The sequence below is a fragment of the Pseudoalteromonas xiamenensis genome (genome assembly GCF_030994125.1).
Classification (GTDB): domain Bacteria; phylum Pseudomonadota; class Gammaproteobacteria; order Enterobacterales; family Alteromonadaceae; genus Pseudoalteromonas; species Pseudoalteromonas xiamenensis_B.
The window spans coordinates 3,487,528-3,506,585 of the sequence record NZ_CP099917.1 but is presented as its reverse complement, the minus strand read 5'-3'; the positions used below and the strand labels follow the sequence as shown (position 1 = coordinate 3,506,585).

The window sequence follows — 19,058 nt, the reverse complement described above, 5'->3', positions numbered from 1 at the left end:
TGACACCCTGTACAACAAAAATATTTTATCTTTTCGATATATCAATCAAATCAGAATGGTCACACATATAAGCTGAAATCACACTCTCGCTCAGCAAGTATAGCGCGAGGTCGAGTACCAGTTATGACAATTCGGCGATAAAATCACTTGGATTTGATTTATCGTAAATAAGAAATACCTGCTTTTTGGCACGCGTTAATGCCACATAGAATAGTCGCCGTTCTTCAGCATCAAGAAATGGATCCTGCGGTGGTAATAGTTTATCGAGCAAGCTGGGTAATTTTCGTCTACTCGGAAAGCCATCAGAACCATTTCGGAGCCCTAGCACTATCGTGTAGTCGGCCTCTTTACCCTTTGCAGCGTGAACCGTCATAGAGGTGATAGACGTATTTGGAAAGTGTACTCGCAGTGTTGTCAGCATTTCCTGAGATGGTAAATCTTTTGAAAAGCGCGCGAGTACAAGCAGTGAGTTTTCTGTATTAGGTTGGTCTTTTGCTATTTGCTCAAGGGTTGCGTGGATCAATGCAGCCAAATCGTTCAATTCACGATCCTGTGGGATTAAGCTAAATGGCGCATGCAGTGATGTGTCGAACGCACTCAGCGCTTTAACACATTGATTCGGGTTTCGGCAGATGAAATCACTCGATACTGATAGTAAGTTCTTATGGAATCGGAAGGTTTTATCTAACGCTTGTACTGTCGATGGGGAGAAGTAGGCTGAGAAATTAGTGGTTAAACGAATGTCCGAACCGCTAAAACGGTATATTGCTTGCCAATCATCGCCAACCGCAAACAGTTGAACGTGTCGACCACGTTGCTGAATGACTTGCAGCAGCTTGGCGCGACTTCTTGAAATATCTTGAAATTCATCGACTAAAATGTGTGTCCACGAAGGAACAAATTGCCCTTTTTGAACGTAGCCAATGGCTTTCGCAATCATGTCTGAGAAATCAATTTCGTTTCTAGACTTTAAGTGCATCGTGTACTCAGAGAGTAATTTGAGCACGACATCTAATTCATCCGAATGGTTAACGCGCAATGCATCCAACGATTCCGTGATTTGATATTCTTTAAAGGCCTGTAACAAGTCAGTTAGGAGTTTAATGGTCCGCTTACCCGCGAGAGTGCCTAAAAACACTTTTAGATCCGCAAATTGTTCTTGTTGAATTGGGTTAAGAAAGTCACTATTCAGCTCAACAAATTTCATAAACTGAAGCTTAAACGCATTTTCATCAAGCAAGGTAAGTAATGTGCGGTACACAAATTGATGAAATGCATTAAGGTCTGTGGCGAGCACACTTAATCTCGGCGTTTCACCTTCAACTTTTCTGAGGATGGACAAACCTAAGCCGTGAAAAGTTTGTGCCTTGACACCGTCTGCTGATGACGTTTTAGATAGACGCTCTTGCATTTCTTTTGCCGCATCGTTGCCGTAAGCGAGCAGGAGTATTTGCGATGGCAAAGCATATCCCGCTTTAACTAAATACCCTGAACGGGCCACCATGACACTGGTTTTTCCACTTCCCGCGGCTGCAAGCAACAATTGATTCTGTTCTTGCCGAATACAGGCTAATCGCTGTTTTTCCGTTAATGGATTACGCTCGATGGTATCGAAGTAAGACTGATATTTTTCAAGATAATAAGCTTCAAAAGACGCTTTAAACTCCTCGGCGTCTTGAAGGGACCACTGTGCAATTTCTTCTAATGTGCAAAGTGCTTGAGTGAGTTCACTTTCAAGTTTTGCTGTTTTCCACCAGTGTTGCCAAGGCTTAAGTGTGGCTTTTGCCTTCGTTTGAATTTCGTTCAAAATCGCCTCGGACAAATAGCGACGAGAAAGGAATGATTCCAGCTTAGCGACTTGCATTTTGACTCTAGATCCATGTGCTTGAGCCCACAACGTTTGACAAGACAGGATGAACGGTTTGCTGTTATTCGCCAAACCTGAAATTCGACTTTCATGAGTTTGCTCTGACAAACCTAATGTACACCAAGGAAAGCGTCGAGCTAGACTGGGAGGCGTTTTAATTTGTGTCCATGAATAGGATTCGCTGCTTGTAAGGCGAGTTATTACTAGACCCTCGTCGGTTGCAACAAGGCGTTTCCATCGGACAAACGGGCGAAAAATACGACTGGGGAACTGAGAAAAAGCGGCCAAAGCGACAGTCCATTGAAACTTTGTGCCATGATAGCAGATTCAAAAAAGGGAGCAAACGAGAACGTTGCTCCCTATCGTCTTAGGCTAGTGTGAAATTACAGTTCAAATTCTTTCTTGAATTTGATACCAAATTCGCTGCGATCATTACTGCGCATTACGCCAACAAAACCACTTTGTTGTAAACGACCAACGTCATACACTTCATTAAAGATATTCTCACCGTATAATGTGACTTCCATATCGCCATATGGGTTTGTGTACGACAAGTTGAAGCCGAATAACTCACGCGATTTAATTTTCTCGCTAGGGCGAGATACTGACTGACCTTGCATATCACTGCGATACGAGTAGTTTGCGTTAAACGCAATCGTTGCGCCGCTATCCAAATCATAGAAATAAGATGGGGCAATCATCACTGTCCAACGAGGCGTTAACGCTGGTGAATCACCTTTGCCAATACCAAGAACACCGTCGTCTACTTTTGTGATTTCAGAATCTAAGTAGCCTACCGCTGAGCGAATTGAAAAATCATCTGTAATTGCGACGGTAGTCTCAAGTTCAATACCTTGAGCTTTTGATTCACCTGCGTTTTCCACGATTGTAACAAAACCACCACCCGCTGTTGGGTCATTAAATGGCAGTGCCAAATCGGTGTAATCAGTAACAAACATCGCCAACATCATTGAAACACGCTCGTGTACTTGACCTTTGAAACCAACTTCGTAGTTAATTGCTTTCGTTTCTTCAAACGACACGAATTGAGCTGGGCCACCAAATGGACGTGGTGGGAAGCCACCACTTTGATAACCTTTTTGGACTTGAGCATACACGTTCATATCATTATTTAGTTGATACGACGCGTTCATGTCCCACGTAACTTCATTGAAGTTAGCCGTTTCGTATTTGCGTGCAGGAAAACTCGGGAACAATGCGTTCGCCGCTTTTTTGTCTTCCGAATAGCGAAGACCACCACCGACTTTAAGTGCATCACTTAAGCTATAACTTACGTTAACGTACGCCGCATAAGCATCAGTTTCTTGATTTACGTCGAAATAGCCATAGTCACCAAACGAGGCTGTTGTACCATCGTTTAGTAGGCCGTTAGGCGTGTTCCATGGGCTGAATACGAATGGACCAGATTTAGTAAATCCGTCTTCGTTAAAGTAATAAAGACCAGATACAAAATCCATGTTATCGAAAGAACCGTTAAGTTGAAGTTCAAACGAGTATTGGTCTGCGCCACCCTCTTCTGGAAATTCAGATAGATTTAATGCAACGGCATCATCATCCAAACCACCTGTGTAATCAGACGTACGGTAGCTGGTAATAAATTTCGCGGTGTAATTATCATCTAGCTGCCACTCTGCAGTAATCGCAGAACCCCAGCCAGAAAAATCTGTACTTTCGATACCCGCAACGGTTGTAGCTAGGTCGTCTGGGTTACTTGGTAGCATATCCGGTGTTAGTAGCGGGAAATCACCATTAAACGGGTCATTTGCATCAAGTGGAGCCGTAAATTCGATTGTGTATGGAGATTGGCCTGACTCATTGTTTACCGCATCAAACGAAGCAGTCAAAGAGAAATCTGAGGTTGGTTGCCATTTGAATGCAACACGTCCGCTCACTTCTTGCTCTTCACCAATTTCTTTTTCAGGATTCGCTAGATTGATAGCTGTACCAACGCCATCACGTTGTTTGTAAGACAAGCTACCAGAGAAGCTAAGCTCATCATTTAAACGCGTGTTTGCGTACAAGTCCGTTGCAAGACGGCCACGTGAACCAACTTTTGCTTGTACGGTTGCAATGTCTTCATCACCAGGTTGTTTTGTGATGACATTTACCGCACCACCTAGCGTATTACGGCCATACAGTGTGCCCTGTGGACCACGTAGTACTTCTACACGCGCAATGTTAGGTAATGAAAGGTTAGAACCCATCTGACGACCTAAGTAAACGCCGTCTACGTATACACCAACGCCTGGATCCGTCGTGATGATGTGGTCCTGAAGACCAATACCACGGATGAATACAGATGCGTGCGCCGCATTACCCACACCGTAACGTGTAATATTTAGATTTGGAACATACTTGCCAATGTCATCAAGATTACCGATATTGGCTTTCTCAATGGTGTTTTCACTGATTGAAGTAATGGCTGTTGGGGTTTCGAACAGGCTTTCTGTACGTTTACGCGCGGTAACTTCGATTTTTTCGAATACGTTATTTTTTGCTTCTGCGTTGTCAGCAGCAAGTACTGAAGCAGGCATAGTAAGCGCGGTTAAAATGGCAGCCGAAATGGCAGTTAGGCCTCGACGAGGGAAAACTGAATTCATACTATCTCCAAAGGAAAAATCACCGTGTGTTCATGCAAAAGCATGTTGAAACAAATTGCACTTTGTTTCAGGCATAAAAAAAGATGCTGACGCATCTTTCCTCTGGAAGGGTATTATAATCATCTTTTCTACAAATTTGAATAAATAAATTATAATTTCCCATTTTGTCGACTAATCGTTTCAATTCACGAGACAAAAACAAAAAAGCCAGCAATTAGCTGGCCTTTTTTTAATTGGTGCGAATGGAGGGACTTGAACCCTCACGCCCGAAAGCACTACCCCCTCAAGATAGCGTGTCTACCAATTCCACCACATTCGCAAATCTCAATAAAACAACTTGGTGCAGATGGAGGGACTTGAACCCTCACGCCCGAAAGCACTACCCCCTCAAGATAGCGTGTCTACCAATTCCACCACATCTGCGTAATTAGTTGTTTTTTAACGTTCTCTTTCTTAGTTAGGAACGTCTGTAGCTGGTTTCTCTTCGCTAACCGGTACGTCAGAAGCTGGCGCTGCCTGCTCTGTCGAAACTGGTGCTTGTAGGTTTTCCCACTCGTCAGTCTTTTTAATTTGACCGGCAGTTAGGTTACCAAGAACAATGCTAAGTACGAAAAACACTGTCGCTAAAATCGTTGTTGTTTTCGTCATGAAGTTGCCAGCACCTGATGAACCGAACACGGTTGCTGAAGCGCCCGCGCCGAATGACGAACCCATGTCTGCGCCTTTACCTTGCTGAATTAACACCATTCCGATCAGGGCTAAAGCAACAATTAAATAGACGACTAATAATACTTCGTACATCTACACATTCCCTACTGCACTTTCACAGATACGTTTGAAAGCCTCTGGTTTTAGGCTTGCGCCACCAATTAGGCCACCATCAATATCTGGTTGTGCGAATAATAAATCACAATTTTCGTCGTTTACACTACCACCATAAAGTAGCGGTAGTTTAGCCGCGAGAGACGCATCAGATTGCGCAATCAACTCACGAATAAATTTATGCACTTGTTGTGCTTGCTCAGGCGTGGCAGTTTTACCTGTCCCAATAGCCCAAACGGGCTCGTATGCTACCACAGAGTTTTCGAGCGACGCTACACCTAATTGGTTTATTACCGCATTTAGCTGCACAGCAATGACCTCTTCGGTCAAACCTGCTTCGCGCTCTGACTCTGTTTCACCAACACACAAAACGGGTGTTAATCCAGCTTCCTGTGCTTTGGCAAATTTTGCCACGAGTACTTCATTTGATTCTTTGTATAACGTTCTGCGCTCAGAGTGACCAACAAGACAGTACTCACCGCCAAGCTCTGCGACTAACTTCGCTTCGACTTCACCAGTGTAGGCTCCAGCATCATGTTCTGAAACAGTCTGACTGCCTGTTTTAAGTCCTTTCGCTGCTACGTTCAATAGCAGTGGAAATGGAGGAAAAACAACAACTTCTACACCTGGAAATTCTTTTGGTTGAATTGTGCTAGAAAATGTCTCTATTAGGCTTAAATTGCCATTCATTTTCCAATTACCAGCGACAATTCGCTTTCTCTGCGTCATAGTTAGCTCCGCACGTTAAGCGGACGAGATACTAGCTAAACTCGTCCTAAGTTACAAGAAGATTTTTATAGTTTTCAATTAGCTGCTCACAGATTCAACAACTTTAGCAATTTCCGTTGCAAAATCGATCACCTGTTTCTCTTGAAGCGCTTCAACCATTACTCGGACCACCGGTTCAGTCCCCGATTTACGCAGTAATACACGCCCTTTTCCGGCCAACTTTTGCTCCACATTTGCCACTGCGGCAAGAACTGCTTCGTGTGTTGTCGGATCCGTTCCTTGAGGGTAACGAACATTAATCATTTTCATTGGGTATTTAGTAAAGCCGTCACGAAGATCATGAAGTGTCTTGTTTTGTGCGACCATTGCAGCGAGTACTTGCAAGCTTGATACAATACCGTCACCTGTAGCAATCAAATCCAAATTCAGTACGTGACCTGAACTCTCGCCACCGATTTTCCATCCTTTTTCTTTTAACAGTTCAAGAACATAGCGATCACCCACTTTTGAACGAGCAAACTCAATACCGCGCTCTTTCAACGCATTTTCAAGACCCATGTTCGACATCACGGTACCGACCACACCACCACCTAGTTGGCCAGTCTCGTTGGCTTGATTTGCGATAATGTAAACAATGTCATCACCGTCAAATACGCGACCTTGATGATCAACCATCATCACACGGTCACCGTCACCGTCATACGCAATACCAACATCAGCATTGTGTTCTAGTACCTTGCGTTTCAGCGAATCTACGTGAGTCGCGCCGCATTCTAAATTGATGTTTACGCCATCAGGAGTACAAGCATGACAAATTACTTCTGCTCCCAACTCACGCATAACAGCAGGTGCGATGTGATACGTCGCGCCGTTCGCGCAGTCTAAAACAATTTTTAAACCTTCTAGCGACAGCTCTTTGGGAAATTGGCCTTTACAGAATTCGATATAGCGGCCATCAGCATTTTCTAATCGACGCGCTTTGCCCAATTTGTCTGAAGCTACGCATGTCATAGTCTGTTCAATCATAGCCTCAATTTGCAGCTCAACTTCATCAGGTAATTTAGTCCCTTTACCGCTAAAAAATTTTATCCCGTTGTCATGATAAGGATTATGAGAGGCACTAATAACAATGCCTGCTTCGGCGCGGAAAGTTTGGGTTAAATAGGCAACGGCAGGCGTCGGCATAGGGCCTAACAAGACAACGTCTATACCTGCAGCAATGAGCCCAGCTTCTAACGACGTTTCTAGCAAGTAACCCGAAATACGCGTGTCTTTTCCAATAATGACCTTTTTGGTACCTTGTTTTGAAAGTACTTTTCCTGCAGCCCAACCTAATTTGAGGGCAAATTCAGGGGTAATTGGGAATTCCCCAACAAGGCCACGAACACCGTCCGTACCAAAATATTTTCTATTACTCATGCTCTACTCCGTTGCACGCGGCATGTAATACATCTAAAACATCAACTGTTTCTTTCACATCATGGACTCGAATGATGTGCGCGCCTTTCTGGGCACACAACATGGCGCCAGCAAGGCTTGCTGCCAATCGCTCATTCGCGTCACGATTTAATAATTGGCCAAACATTGACTTGCGAGACAATCCCGCCAATAAAGGGAGTTTGTGACGCTCGAAAGCATCAAATTCACCAAGCAGACCAAAGTTATGGGTAAGGGTTTTGCCAAAGCCAAAACCAGGGTCAAGAATAATTCGCTCTCGTTGAATACCAGCTGAAATACAGGCTTCTATTCGCACTTCCAAGAATGCATGGATCTCAGCCAATAAATTGTCGTAATGAGGAGCGGCTTGCATCGTTCTTGGAGCTCCTTTCATATGCATCAAGCAAACTGGTACATCAGGATACCTAGCCAACACCGCTAAAGCGCCTACTTCTTGGAGTGCACGAACATCATTAATGATATCAGCGCCAGCTTCAATTGCCTGCTCCATGACTTCAGGTTTACTCGTGTCTATTGAGATAACACAATCTGAAACCGCTCTAATTGCGTTGACAACTGGAATGACACGTTGCAATTCATCTTGTAAGGAAACATCAGGTGCACCTGGTCGCGTACTTTCGCCACCAATGTCAATAATCTGTGCCCCTTCCTCGAGCAAAGTAAGTGCCTGTTTGACAGCGTTGTCGATTTGATTGAACTTGCCACCGTCTGAGAACGAATCAGGAGTCACATTCAGTATGCCCATCACAATAGGGCGTGCGAGGCTAAGTGTTCTACCTCTGGGTAATTGCAAAGTAAACATAATCACCTAAAAATCTAAAGTGTAAACATCCTGTTTAGGTACCTATCAAAAACTCGGCACTGTCGCCACTTGACGAAGACACTGTCGCTAAGTAATAGAATAAGAATATGCAACATCTTACCTCTTTGTTTAATGTCGCTCTCTTCGTTTACTCGATTTCACTGTGTCAATGAAAAATGACCTAACTCATTCCATTAAACGCTTTGCTATAAAAAAGCCCCTGAGCGGGGCTTTTGAAGATTGCTTATTCTAACGCTTGTTACAGGTTATCATCAAGCTTGGTTTCCGTATTTTCTGAAACAGGCTTTGCATTTTCGCTGCTTGACGAAGGCTTATTTGTCGTGCGTTTATCGTGGGCGTCACGAGGCTCGCGGACTTCAACTCGCGCCATTAAGTCATCAATTTGAGCCGCATCGATCGTTTCATATTTCATCAATGCGTCTTTCATTGCGTGCAGAATATCCATGTTGTCTTTTAGAATTTGCTCTGCGCGTGAATAGTTACGATCAATAACTGATTTGATTTCTTCATCAATAAGTTTAGCCGTTTCATCTGACATCGCCGAAGCTCTTGAAGAACCACCGCCCATGTACATTTCACCGCTTTCTTCGATGTAAAGCTGTGGACCTAACTTCGTGCTTAAACCCCACTGAGTGACCATCTTACGGGCAATTTCTGTCGCACGTTCGATGTCATTGCTCGCACCCGTCGTCACTTTGTCTTCACCGTAAATAATCGCTTCAGCTAAACGGCCACCATAAAGACTTGAAATCATTGACTCTAAGTGTTGTTTAGAGTGACTTACGCGGTCTTGTTCTGGCAAATACATAGTGACACCAAGTGCACGGCCTCGAGGAATAATTGACACTTTATAAACAGGATCGTGCTCAGGAACCAAACGACCAACAATAGCGTGACCTGCTTCGTGGTAGGCTGTCATTTCTTTTTCTTGCTCGCTCATTACCATTGAACGACGCTCTGCACCCATCATTATTTTGTCTTTTGCCGCATCAAACTCTGCCATGCTGACGAGTCGCTTGTTGCCACGAGCAGCAAACAATGCAGCTTCGTTAACTAGGTTTGCAAGGTCTGCACCTGAGAACCCAGGTGTACCGCGTGCAATCGTTGCCGCATCAACATTTTCGTTCAACGGCACTTTACGCATATGCACTTTCAGAATTTGCTCACGACCACGGACATCCGGTAGACCAACAACGACCTGACGGTCAAAACGACCTGGACGTAATAATGCTGGGTCAAGTACATCAGGGCGGTTTGTCGCAGCAATAACGATAATGCCTTCATTACCTTCGAAACCATCCATTTCTACAAGCATCTGGTTGAGCGTTTGTTCACGCTCATCGTGACCGCCACCCATGCCAGCACCACGTTTGCGGCCTACTGCATCAATCTCATCGATAAAGATGATACATGGAGCAGCTTTCTTAGCTTGCTCGAACATATCACGAACACGTGATGCGCCAACACCAACGAACATTTCAACGAAGTCAGAACCTGAAATCGTAAAAAATGGGACTTTTGCTTCGCCTGCAACCGCTTTCGCAAGTAATGTTTTACCCGTACCAGGTGGACCCACCATCAACACGCCTTTCGGAATTTTACCGCCAAGCTTTTGGAACTTTGATGGGTCACGAAGGAAGTCAACTAGCTCCGTAACGTCTTCCTTCGCTTCATCACAACCAGCAACATCAGCAAAAGTCGTTTTGACTTGGTCTTCACTCATTAGACGCGCTTTACTCTTACCGAAAGACATCGCGCCTTTACCACCGCCGCCTTGCATTTGACGCATGAAGAAAATCCATACACCAATAAGCAGTAACATTGGGAACCATGAAATGAAGATATTCGCGAGTAGCGATTGTTCTTCAGGTTGAACACCTTTGACGTTAACGTCATTACGTAACAGATCGTTAAGCAGATCTGGATCATACATTGGCATTGTTGTTTGGAAACGTTCGCCGTTGCTCTTTACACCGGTAACACTTAACGTACCACGGTCAATGACCACTTCACGGATTGCCCCGCTGCGTGCTTCTTTGACAAATTGAGTGTAACTAGTTTGACGATCGATTTGATCGCCACCGTTAAAACTCTGAAACACTGACATTAGCACGACCGCTATTACCAGCCAGAGTATGAGATTTTTCGCCATATCGCTCAAGGAGTTAACCTCTTTAATCCAATTATAATGAAATCTGCTTGAAACTCTTGTTCACTGTACTACAGTTTATAGCCCGTCGCCACTATATACACCTCACGTGAACGTGGTCTTGACGCTTTTGGCTTGCGGATTTTTACTGTTTTAAAACAATCGCGCACACTTTGTACAAATTGGTCAAAACCTTCACCTTGGAAAACTTTAACCGCAAATGCACCCTCTTTTTTCAAAACTTGGTGACACATGTCGAGCGCCAGTTCGACCAAATACATGCTACCCGCTTGATCTATTGACATGTTTCCACTCATATTCGGTGCCATATCTGAAAACACCACATCAATGTTTTTGCCATCGATGCGTTTTAAAAGCGCATTAAGCACGGCTTCTTCACGGAAATCACCTTGTAAAAATGCAACTCCGGCGAGTGGATCCATTGGCAATATATCGCAGGCGATGACTTCACCTCGCTCACCAATTTGCTCTGCCAAGTACTGTGACCAACTTCCCGGTGCAGCACCAAGGTCAACCACATTCATACCTGATTTAATTAGTTTGTCTTTGATTTGAATTTCTTCAAGCTTAAAAACCGCTCTAGAACGGTAGCCTCTACGCTGCGCTTCGTGTACGTAAGGATCATCAAAATGCTCTTTTAACCAACGTTTCGAGCTTGCAGAGTGCTTTTTATTAGCCATATTTACGTTTAACTCATTAGTAATATTGTTTAGATGGCGGTAGAATAACGATTATTCAAGCCTATTTATAAAGTAAATTGTACCAATATGACATTATCAAATAAACAAAAGCAGTTCCTTAAAGGGTTAGCACACGATCTTAAACCTGTGGTATTGCTCGGTGCGAATGGACTCACTGAAGGTGTACTAGCTGAAATTGACAGCGCTTTAGACATTCACGAACTGGTAAAAGTAAAAGTACCAAGCGAAGATCGCGAAATGAAAAAACTCGTTATCGAAGCGATTGTACGTGAATCAAAAGCCGTGAAAATTCAGACTATCGGCCACATTGTAGTACTTTTCCGCCAAACACCAGATAAGAAAATTCAGCTACCACGCTAATCTTCTTCTGCTACGAGTTGAGCCGAATTTCGGTTCAACTCTTGTTCTCGTTTGAGCACCTGCTCAACAAAATCTGTCGTCAACTCGTTCAGCACAGCAGCTTCTGCATTCAGCAATAAGCTAAACCCAATCTGTAAACGTGGCATAATCACCACATCCGTACGGTATCCTTGAACCCATCCGCTGTGATAATAAATAGTTTCTTGGTCAAAATCATAAATCCGCCACCCCAAACCATAATGTGCGTCATTCACATAGTTTCGCCATGTACGACGTCGTAATTCTCGTTTAGTCAACGTATACGGACGACGTTGATTGACCAGGCCATCAAGTGGTAACACCGCTGGTTGTAACCCTAACTGCGCTTCAAGCCATTTTTCCATATCGGCAGCACTTGCATTGACCCCTGCGGCAGGTAACACCTTGTAGTAGTTCGCTTTGAGTTTAGCCGTATGCCATCGCTTGCGACCCTTAACATGAGGGAGCGCATAATTTCCATCTCGTACCATGTTATCGTAACCAATCCCTCCATCTTTCATGGATAAGGGGGCAAAAATGAAATCTCGGATCCATGTTTCATAACTAATGCCCGTTGCTGCAGCAATCACATCTCCAACAAGGCTAAACATCACATTTTGATAGCCATAACATTTGCCCGGCTCACAAATGGCCTCAACATTTAACAATCGCGCCTTAATGTCTTCATAAGGCATTCTAGACTCAATTAAATTGTCATAAGCATTCGGGACTAACCCGCTTGAATGGCTAAGTAAATGGTAAACACGCAAGGTTTGATAATTGGAACCATGAAAGTATGGCAAATAGTCGGATACTAAAGCATCAAGTTTCAATTTTCCTTCCGCCGCAAGTTTTGCTGAAAGCGAGCCGGCAAAGGTTTTAGAGACGGAAGCAAGACGAAATCGAGTGTGAATATCAACTTTCGAACCGTTTTTAATTTGTGTAACGCCTATCCCTTTCACTAAGTTTTGATTGCTCACACTCACGATTGTCAAAGCAGCCCCAGGCACCGATTTTGCTTTAAGTTTGCTCTCGACCTGCTTAGAATAGTCGCTTAGAAATTGTTTCCAACTGGTCGCAGGCGCTATATTCGTTGCTGCGAAGAGTGGAGTCGAGAATAGTAAAGTTATAAAAATCAGATACTTCATGTTCGGATACAGTAAACAAATCGACACAATAGTAACATGAACTTTGCTCACTTCTCACGTACAATGACATTTTTTCAACTCATAGGCGGACGTGCATGACCTTTCGGTTTAGTTTAATTTTAGCGATGCTTTTGCTTTCTGGCTGTCAATTAACTCAAAAGCCGGCTCCATTAATGGCTATTCCAAAAAAACCGCCTTTGGCTAAGCGCGTATACGAAGTCGCTTACAACACTCCCGTTGAAAGTGCGCGCGTAAAATCCGTACAATTGCCTGCACACCCTATTGCGCGTGGTGATACCGTTAGTTTAAGTGCAAGTAAAGTCAGCTTAACGGATACATTAAAGGACTTTATCGTTTCAAACTTAACCGCCAAAGGGTTGAAAATCGTTGATGGTAACCAAGGCCATTACGTGCTCACAATTCATCAACTTGATTTGGAGTTTGCAAAAGACCGCCTGTATCAGTTGCAAGTTTCGGGTAACGCTGAGCGCTTAGAAGTATTAAGCTCCATACCACAACAAAAGGAATGTAAGTCTATTCTGGCGTCTGTTAGCATGCGCTTAACACACCAAACATCTTCGGATGTCGTTTGGTTTGCAAAAGCATCCATTGACTCGGCAAGCTTCCAAGCCCAACCCTTACGCTTCCAAATTAGTAAAGAACAACAAGTATCGAACGAGCAACAAGTTATTGAATTTGTTGAGTCGCAAAATACAGAAGAAGCCCGCAAGTCGAGAAGCTCAACTCAAGTAAAAGTACCAAAGTATGTAGTTAAAGAAATCATTTCACCACTTCAAAAGCAAAGTGGCGCGTGTAATGAAACAGAAGTGAGTGCTCTCACTGCGGATATGCAAAAGCAGCTCTCAAAATTACTTATTGATAAAATCAACGTTAAGTAACCTCGATGCATAAAAGAGGAGAAGGTCATTCTCCTCTTTAAAATTGCATCTCTCGTTTAAACGTCTACTTAAATCTTTGTTCACTTACCGAGTGACACGACCTCTTACATTTTTTTACAACCCAAAAACAAGACATTGTTTACAATGGACAAGTCAAATCGCTCGACCTATAGGCCAGTTCATTTTGCTCCGTTTTTTTAGTCTTTTAATGCTACTCATGGCATTCACTAGCCAAGCTTCCAATCGCTTGTACGCCGACAATAATTTAGACTCTAGCGATGGCTTTTTGTGGGACTGGACGTTTGGCGCAGAGTACTACCACGAAGCTCCATTTCTCGTTGGTTTGAATAGCGACAACAATGGTCTTGAATTTAACGTCAACCTAGCCCTTTCTTATAACGATTTCTATCTCGATTTTGATCAAAGCCAACTGACTGGCGGCGCGGTATTGGGCTACAAACTATTGGACTCAGAGCCATGGTCTTTGGACATTATTGCGGTGCAATTGCAGTCCGGTTTTGATGAATACGGTGGTGCAATTTATTCTGGACCACTGATTAAAGAATTAGAGGGGATAACGCCACGACAAGCCGATTACGACGCAGGCCTTCGCCTTACTCGGACGAATGGAGATACTCAACTTAACCTTGAAATATTGCACGACATTGCGGGTGCGCATCAAAGTTTAATTGTTTCAACGTTTATAAGTCACATTAGACCATGGAAAAACTGGGAGTTTCGAAGTGGTGTAGGTCTGAGTTACTACCCTAAAACGTATACAAATTACTATTTTGGTGTCACTCCAGAAGAAGCTCGGGCGTTTCGTCCCGTCTTTGAAGCATCAAATGCCTTTGCGATGCAATTTGAGTTTCACGCAGAGTATCCGATCAGTCGACATTGGGTCTTTTTAGGCGGCTGGCTTACAACTTGGTTTTCAAGTGGGATTGGAGACAGTCCGCTTGTAGAACAACCTTATCAGCATAAAGCCAAGGTAGGCATCCGATATGTCTTTTAAGTGGATCCCGACAAAAATTTGGGTCTTGTCCCTGTTTATTCTTCCACAAACAAAAGCGGATAATACTTCGTTGCCTGATTCCGATCCGCTTTTCGAAGTACAACCAAACATCTGCGTTGCACTTCGCGAAGGACGGCCATGCTACACTGAGGTGACATTCCAATGGCAATCGCCAGAAGCAAGCTCATACTGTATTCGTAACACAGAAACGGAACAACTCATTGGCTGTTGGGAAAATCAATTAAAAACACTGATTTGGTTTGAATTTAATGAAACTGAAACGCAATCCTATGAACTCATAAATCAACAGTCTGGTCACACTGTCGCAACTGCAGAAATTCAGGTACAGTGGGTTTATACGAACCGACAAAAGAAACGTCGATGGAGACTTTTTTAATGGAAAACTACGGCACGATTTTACTTGTAGAAGACGACGCTTCGCTCGCTCAGTGGGTTGCTGAGTATCTCACCAATCAAGGCTATCAGACCTTTTGTTGCCCAAGAGGTGACCTTGCAGTCGAAGAAGTGAAGAAACTAAATCCAGATATTGTACTGCTTGATGTCATGTTGCCAGGTCAAGATGGAATTAGTGTGTGCCGTTCACTGCGTCAGTTTTATCACAAACCAATATTAATGATGACCGCTAAAGACGAAGAAATGGACGAAGTAATCGGCCTTGAAGTGGGTGCCAGTGATTACATTATCAAACCTGTAAGACCTCGAGCTTTGCTCGCCCGAATTAAATCGTCTATGCGTCCAGCAGCTGAAAATGAACCACTTAAAAGCAACAATAAAACCATTGCCATTGGCGGGCTTATTATTGATACTGAGGCTCGTAAGGTGCTTTTAAAAGGTGAGGAAATCAATATTTCCACGTCAGAATACCTACTCCTTTCATTTTTAGCCTCTAATGCAGGTGAAGTACTTTCTCGTGATGCGGTGTTCAAAGCCACTAAAGGTCGAGAATACGATGGTCTGGATCGAAGCGTTGATGTTCTTATTTCAGCACTGCGCAAAAAGTTTAATGACGACCCGCAAAACCCCGAAAAAATTAAAACCATTTGGGGTAAGGGCTATTTGTTTGTTCCGAGTGCATGGTAACGGTGTGGAGCAGTTGATTGCGTAAGCTCTATCTTTATTTGCTTGCTAGCGCGATATTGTCGCTCGTGATTTTAGGCTGGCTTATCGACAGTTTTAGCCAGACTACATTAGAAGTTGAAGACCGTTTCGCTTGGGAAAGCAAAATTGCGGCAGGTGTTGCCGCGCATGTTTCCACTCTTCCAAATACGCTTCGTGCGAAAACAGCAGCAACCTTAGCGAATGAATTCGACATAGACATACGTTTGAAAGAAGGTACAACTCTCGCGCTACCTAAAGAGCTCAAAACGGCAATGCTCGACCCTGAAGGACTTATCCTTGAAGATCAAGCTGGTTTCTACCTATTGAAAAGTACACCAGATTTATTACCCGATTACCTTGAATTTCGTTTGGATAAAGTAGAAGACACAAGTGAACGCAGCGACATGGCACTCACCCTCCTGTTCTACTCAGGTGTCTGCCTGTTTATGTGGTTTATCCTCTCACCACTTGCTAAGCGACTCACGGCTTTGACCAACGTAGCCAAACGATTTGCATCTGGTGACCTCTCTGCACGTATCGAAGTAAACCATTTTACGTACATTAAGGATGTTGAACTCACATTCAATCGCATGGCAAATCAAATCGAAAAACTTCTGGCGGAAAACAAGTTGATGGCATCTAGTCTCTCTCATGACATCCGCACTCCCGTTGCTTGTTTACGTTTTGGTGTCGATGCGGCGCAAGACGCGGAAAGTTTAGACGAGGCACAATCGTATCTAACACGAATGGAGAACGATTTAGACCAAATGGAAGCAATGCTAAAAAGTTACCTTTCATTCGCAACACTTGAACAAAAGGCACAAGCATTAAATTTCGAAGAAACGGCGCTCCGCCCCTACCTTACTTCATTGGCAGACCAGCTCATGCCAAAAGCGAAAGACCGCAACGTACAAATAAAAGTGAGCTGTCCGGTCAACTTTCCTATTGTCGCAGATTTACATTGGCTTGCTCGAGCAATTGGTAACTTAATCAGTAACGCTTGTGATTTCGCCAAAGAGCATATTTTGCTTAGCGCTTTTATTAAAGATAACCAGATTTTTATTACCGTTGAAGATGACGGACAAGGGATCGCGAAAGAAAATTGGGCGCAAGTATTTAAGCCGTTTTATCGAGAACAAACTCATCGAAATCGCGAGGGACAAAGTTATGGCCTTGGCCTTGCCATCGTCGCCAAGGTCGCAGATTGGCATCATGGCGATGTGTCGGTAGGACAAAGCGATGAATTACTCGGAGCTAAGTTTGTTTTTTCATTTCCATTGAAGCCTGTTCGAAAACTGTAAAATTCGCAATACACGCATACAATCGACACTAACGTAATGATTTTTAAAAGTTAAAATATACATTGAGTCAAATTGGCGTTAAAGCTTGCTTTACAGTGATTTTTTGTATGTCGCGTTGCTTTAGATCAAACAAAATAAGCCTTTTTATTTGCGTTTTTTTCCAGTAGATTGTGGGCGCAGTTAGGAATTTGAGAAATATAATAATATGAGTAGTGTACGCGGAGAGTTCAGCTCTCGCTTTGGGTTTATTATGGCAGCAGCGGGGTCCGCTGTTGGTCTTGGCAATATTTGGGGCTTCCCAACGCAAACAGCGAGTAACGGTGGTGCTGCGTTTGTTTTGGTGTATCTCGTCCTTGCATTCTGTCTTGCCTATCCCGCTTTAATGGCAGAGTTAGTAATTGGTCGTCATGGACAGGCTAATGCAGTATCATCTTTGAAAAAAATCGCGCCAAATCAACCTAAAGCCGCTTTTGTTGTCGGCTTCGGCGGTATCATTTGTGCAGGCTTGATTTTAAGTTTTTATGCGATTGTTGCAGGCTGGATGTTGTCTGCCACACTTTCCCCAATTGCCGAAATTTCACAATTATCAGCGACTGCAACGTGGCTAAATACCCAATCTTTAGGTCGTGACCTCATTTTCACTGCAATCTTTATCATGATGACCATCGCCATTATCAGTAAAGGTGTTGAAAACGGTATTGAAAAATGGTCTAAGCGCTTGATGCCGGCACTCCTCGGTATTTTGGCCGCACTCATCGCTTACGTGCTTACACAAGATGGTGCAGAGGCGGGCCTTAAAGCGTATTTGGTGCCAGACTTTTCGCAAATTTTGAATCCGGATCTACTCGTAAGCGCATTAGGGCAAGCGTTTTTCTCACTGTCGCTTGGTACGTCAGTGATGATCATTTATGGTTCATATATTTCAAAGCAAGAAAACCTCGTTTCACTTGGTGCCTATGTCACCTTAATCGATGTGTTAATTGCTTTTGTTGCAGGTTTGCTTATTATTCCTGCGATGTATGTTGCCCAAGAGCAAGGCGTGCAAATCTTCTCAGAAACTGGCGCGTTGCTTTCAGAAGATACGCTTGTTTTCCAAGTATTGCCTGCCCTTTTCAATAGCATGGGCGATATCGGCTACCTCGTGGCATTGGCATTCTTTGCCTTGATGAGCATCGCAGCCCTCACGTCATCGATTTCCATGTTAGAAGCACCTGTGAGCTATACGGTTGAAAACTTTGGTATGAATAGACTGCAAGCCACTTGGATTATTGGTGGCCTCATCTCCATTATCAGCTTTGTCATTGTTTTTAACTTCAGTGCGTTATTTGGTTTTGTCATTTCGCTTACGACACAATTCGGTCAGCCGTTAATTGGCATGCTGTGCTGTATATTTGTTGGTTGGATGTGGAGCCGCCATAAACTCCTGACTGAAATCCAAATGGGCTATGGCGATGTTGAACACAGTGTGTTTTGGAAAATATGGCCATGGTACATTAAGTTTGTATGTCCAATTGCCATTGCGTTGGTGTTTTTCAACTCACTGTAAGTGACATGTCTTGGTGAGGAATACCATCCTCTAAGTATTCCTCGCCAACTTCCATAAATCCATACGATGCATAAAATCCCTTTAAATACACCTGCGCACTTAAATAGCAGCGAGTAACACCCTGTTGGTTTTTGCTCACTGATAACGCCTCATCCATAATCTTTTGAGCGAATCCTCGTCCACGAGCTTCAACGGCAACAACAACTCTGCCTATAGCAAAGGTGTTGTCTTTTTTACGATAGCAGCGCGCATATGCACAAAGCTTGCTATTTTCCCATATCATTACATGTTGAGTTTCTGTCTCTCTATCTACAGAGTCGAGCTCAGGATATGGGCAGTTTTGTTCGACAACAAAAACATCCACGCGCAGCTTTAACACTTCATAGAGTTCATCGAGTGATAGTTCACAAAAGGATTTCGTTATTATAGTTTGCATGTCAACTCCAAGAAGAAGCCCAGCT

The 19,058-nt window shown here is 43.6% G+C and carries 17 protein-coding genes and 2 tRNA genes; 7 read left to right on the top strand and 12 right to left on the bottom strand.

The annotated features are described in order from the left end of the window. Window positions 1–121 precede the first annotated feature (121 nt). The 10 genes from NI389_RS16395 to rlmE all read right to left on the bottom strand — a co-directional run bounded on the left by NI389_RS16395 (window position 122) and on the right by rlmE (window position 11,170). Window positions 122–1,975, bottom strand: coding sequence for a UvrD-helicase domain-containing protein (locus NI389_RS16395; protein ID WP_308360901.1), 1,854 nt, complete (start codon window positions 1,973–1,975; stop codon window positions 122–124). Window positions 1,976–2,250: 275 nt separating this feature from the next. Next, a complete protein-coding gene (locus NI389_RS16390; RefSeq protein ID WP_308360900.1) occupies window positions 2,251–4,488 on the bottom strand; it encodes a TonB-dependent receptor in 2,238 nt (745 codons plus the stop codon). A 234-nt stretch (window positions 4,489–4,722) separates the two neighbouring features. Next, window positions 4,723–4,807 (bottom strand) — tRNA-Leu (locus tag NI389_RS16385). A gap of 19 nt (window positions 4,808–4,826) precedes the next feature. Beyond that, window positions 4,827–4,911: transfer RNA gene (locus NI389_RS16380), tRNA-Leu, on the bottom strand. A gap of 30 nt (window positions 4,912–4,941) precedes the next feature. Beyond that, window positions 4,942–5,289, bottom strand: a complete 348-nt coding sequence (secG, locus tag NI389_RS16375; RefSeq protein ID WP_308360899.1) for a preprotein translocase subunit SecG — start codon at window positions 5,287–5,289, stop codon at window positions 4,942–4,944. Further along, window positions 5,290–6,039 (bottom strand): triose-phosphate isomerase, encoded by a 750-nt coding sequence (tpiA, locus tag NI389_RS16370; RefSeq protein WP_308360898.1) that lies wholly within the window; start codon window positions 6,037–6,039, stop codon window positions 5,290–5,292. A gap of 78 nt (window positions 6,040–6,117) precedes the next feature. Next, the gene (gene glmM / locus NI389_RS16365) at window positions 6,118–7,458 is read right to left on the bottom strand and encodes a phosphoglucosamine mutase (RefSeq protein ID WP_308360897.1); all 1,341 of its coding nucleotides are present in this window, start codon (window positions 7,456–7,458) and stop codon (window positions 6,118–6,120) included. After that, a complete protein-coding gene (gene folP, locus NI389_RS16360; RefSeq protein WP_308360896.1) occupies window positions 7,451–8,299 on the bottom strand; it encodes a dihydropteroate synthase in 849 nt (282 codons plus the stop codon). The genes glmM and folP overlap by 8 nt, the downstream gene beginning before the upstream one ends. 259 nt (window positions 8,300–8,558) lie before the next feature. After that, entirely contained in the window at window positions 8,559–10,472 is a 1,914-nt protein-coding gene (gene ftsH, locus NI389_RS16355; RefSeq protein WP_308360895.1) for an ATP-dependent zinc metalloprotease FtsH, read from the bottom strand. Window positions 10,473–10,540: 68 nt separating this feature from the next. Beyond that, window positions 10,541–11,170 carry a 23S rRNA (uridine(2552)-2'-O)-methyltransferase RlmE gene (gene rlmE, locus NI389_RS16350; protein ID WP_308360894.1) on the bottom strand — a complete coding sequence of 210 codons (630 nt, stop codon included), beginning with the start codon at window positions 11,168–11,170 and terminating at the stop codon, window positions 10,541–10,543. A gap of 87 nt (window positions 11,171–11,257) precedes the next feature. Here rlmE and yhbY point away from each other — a divergent pair, with 87 nt between their 5' ends. Next, window positions 11,258–11,551: a ribosome assembly RNA-binding protein YhbY gene (gene yhbY, locus NI389_RS16345; RefSeq protein ID WP_208842988.1), complete on the top strand. Its 294-nt coding sequence runs from the start codon at window positions 11,258–11,260 to the stop codon at window positions 11,549–11,551. Here yhbY and NI389_RS16340 read toward each other — a convergent pair. Further along, complete coding sequence (locus NI389_RS16340; protein ID WP_308360893.1) at window positions 11,548–12,717, bottom strand: serine hydrolase domain-containing protein; 1,170 nt, start codon at window positions 12,715–12,717, stop codon at window positions 11,548–11,550. The genes yhbY and NI389_RS16340 overlap by 4 nt on opposite strands. A gap of 95 nt (window positions 12,718–12,812) precedes the next feature. Here NI389_RS16340 and NI389_RS16335 point away from each other — a divergent pair, with 95 nt between their 5' ends. The 6 genes from NI389_RS16335 (at window position 12,813) to NI389_RS16310 (ending at window position 18,597) form a co-directional block, all read left to right on the top strand. Continuing rightward, window positions 12,813–13,616: a hypothetical protein gene (locus tag NI389_RS16335; protein ID WP_308360892.1), complete on the top strand. Its 804-nt coding sequence runs from the start codon at window positions 12,813–12,815 to the stop codon at window positions 13,614–13,616. 217 nt (window positions 13,617–13,833) lie between these two features. Continuing rightward, entirely contained in the window at window positions 13,834–14,631 is a 798-nt protein-coding gene (locus NI389_RS16330) for a MipA/OmpV family protein (RefSeq protein WP_308360891.1), read from the top strand. Further along, window positions 14,621–15,028 carry a DUF3019 domain-containing protein gene (locus NI389_RS16325; protein ID WP_308360890.1) on the top strand — a complete coding sequence of 136 codons (408 nt, stop codon included), beginning with the start codon at window positions 14,621–14,623 and terminating at the stop codon, window positions 15,026–15,028. Before NI389_RS16330 ends, NI389_RS16325 begins: the two co-directional genes overlap by 11 nt. Then, entirely contained in the window at window positions 15,028–15,732 is a 705-nt protein-coding gene (locus NI389_RS16320) for a response regulator (protein ID WP_308362579.1), read from the top strand. Before NI389_RS16325 ends, NI389_RS16320 begins: the two co-directional genes overlap by 1 nt. A 17-nt stretch (window positions 15,733–15,749) precedes the next feature. Continuing rightward, entirely contained in the window at window positions 15,750–17,051 is a 1,302-nt protein-coding gene (locus NI389_RS16315) for an ATP-binding protein (RefSeq protein WP_308360889.1), read from the top strand. A 205-nt stretch (window positions 17,052–17,256) separates the two neighbouring features. Then, a complete protein-coding gene (locus NI389_RS16310; RefSeq protein ID WP_308360888.1) occupies window positions 17,257–18,597 on the top strand; it encodes a sodium-dependent transporter in 1,341 nt (446 codons plus the stop codon). Here the strand turns inward: NI389_RS16310 and NI389_RS16305 are convergent. Then, a complete protein-coding gene (locus NI389_RS16305) occupies window positions 18,584–19,033 on the bottom strand; it encodes a GNAT family N-acetyltransferase (protein WP_308360887.1) in 450 nt (149 codons plus the stop codon). The genes NI389_RS16310 and NI389_RS16305 overlap by 14 nt on opposite strands. Between the last annotated feature and the right edge of the window lie 25 nt (window positions 19,034–19,058).

Bases quoted from the DNA above. Each gene is read 5' to 3' on its own strand.
- NI389_RS16390 (WP_308360900.1), bottom strand. From the start codon at position 4,488: ATGAATTCAGTTTTCCCTCGTCGAGGCCTAACTGCCATTTCGGCTGCC.
- secG (WP_308360899.1), bottom strand. From the start codon at position 5,289: ATGTACGAAGTATTATTAGTCGTCTATTTAATTGTTGCTTTAGCCCTG.
- tpiA (WP_308360898.1), bottom strand. From the start codon at position 6,039: ATGACGCAGAGAAAGCGAATTGTCGCTGGTAATTGGAAAATGAATGGC.
- glmM (WP_308360897.1), bottom strand. From the start codon at position 7,458: ATGAGTAATAGAAAATATTTTGGTACGGACGGTGTTCGTGGCCTTGTT.
- folP (WP_308360896.1), bottom strand. From the start codon at position 8,299: ATGTTTACTTTGCAATTACCCAGAGGTAGAACACTTAGCCTCGCACGC.
- ftsH (WP_308360895.1), bottom strand. From the start codon at position 10,472: ATGGCGAAAAATCTCATACTCTGGCTGGTAATAGCGGTCGTGCTAATG.
- rlmE (WP_308360894.1), bottom strand. From the start codon at position 11,170: ATGGCTAATAAAAAGCACTCTGCAAGCTCGAAACGTTGGTTAAAAGAG.
- yhbY (WP_208842988.1), top strand. From the start codon at position 11,258: ATGACATTATCAAATAAACAAAAGCAGTTCCTTAAAGGGTTAGCACAC.
- NI389_RS16340 (WP_308360893.1), bottom strand. From the start codon at position 12,717: ATGAAGTATCTGATTTTTATAACTTTACTATTCTCGACTCCACTCTTC.
- NI389_RS16335 (WP_308360892.1), top strand. From the start codon at position 12,813: ATGACCTTTCGGTTTAGTTTAATTTTAGCGATGCTTTTGCTTTCTGGC.
- NI389_RS16330 (WP_308360891.1), top strand. From the start codon at position 13,834: ATGGCATTCACTAGCCAAGCTTCCAATCGCTTGTACGCCGACAATAAT.
- NI389_RS16325 (WP_308360890.1), top strand. From the start codon at position 14,621: ATGTCTTTTAAGTGGATCCCGACAAAAATTTGGGTCTTGTCCCTGTTT.
- NI389_RS16320 (WP_308362579.1), top strand. From the start codon at position 15,028: ATGGAAAACTACGGCACGATTTTACTTGTAGAAGACGACGCTTCGCTC.
- NI389_RS16310 (WP_308360888.1), top strand. From the start codon at position 17,257: ATGAGTAGTGTACGCGGAGAGTTCAGCTCTCGCTTTGGGTTTATTATG.
- NI389_RS16305 (WP_308360887.1), bottom strand. From the start codon at position 19,033: ATGCAAACTATAATAACGAAATCCTTTTGTGAACTATCACTCGATGAA.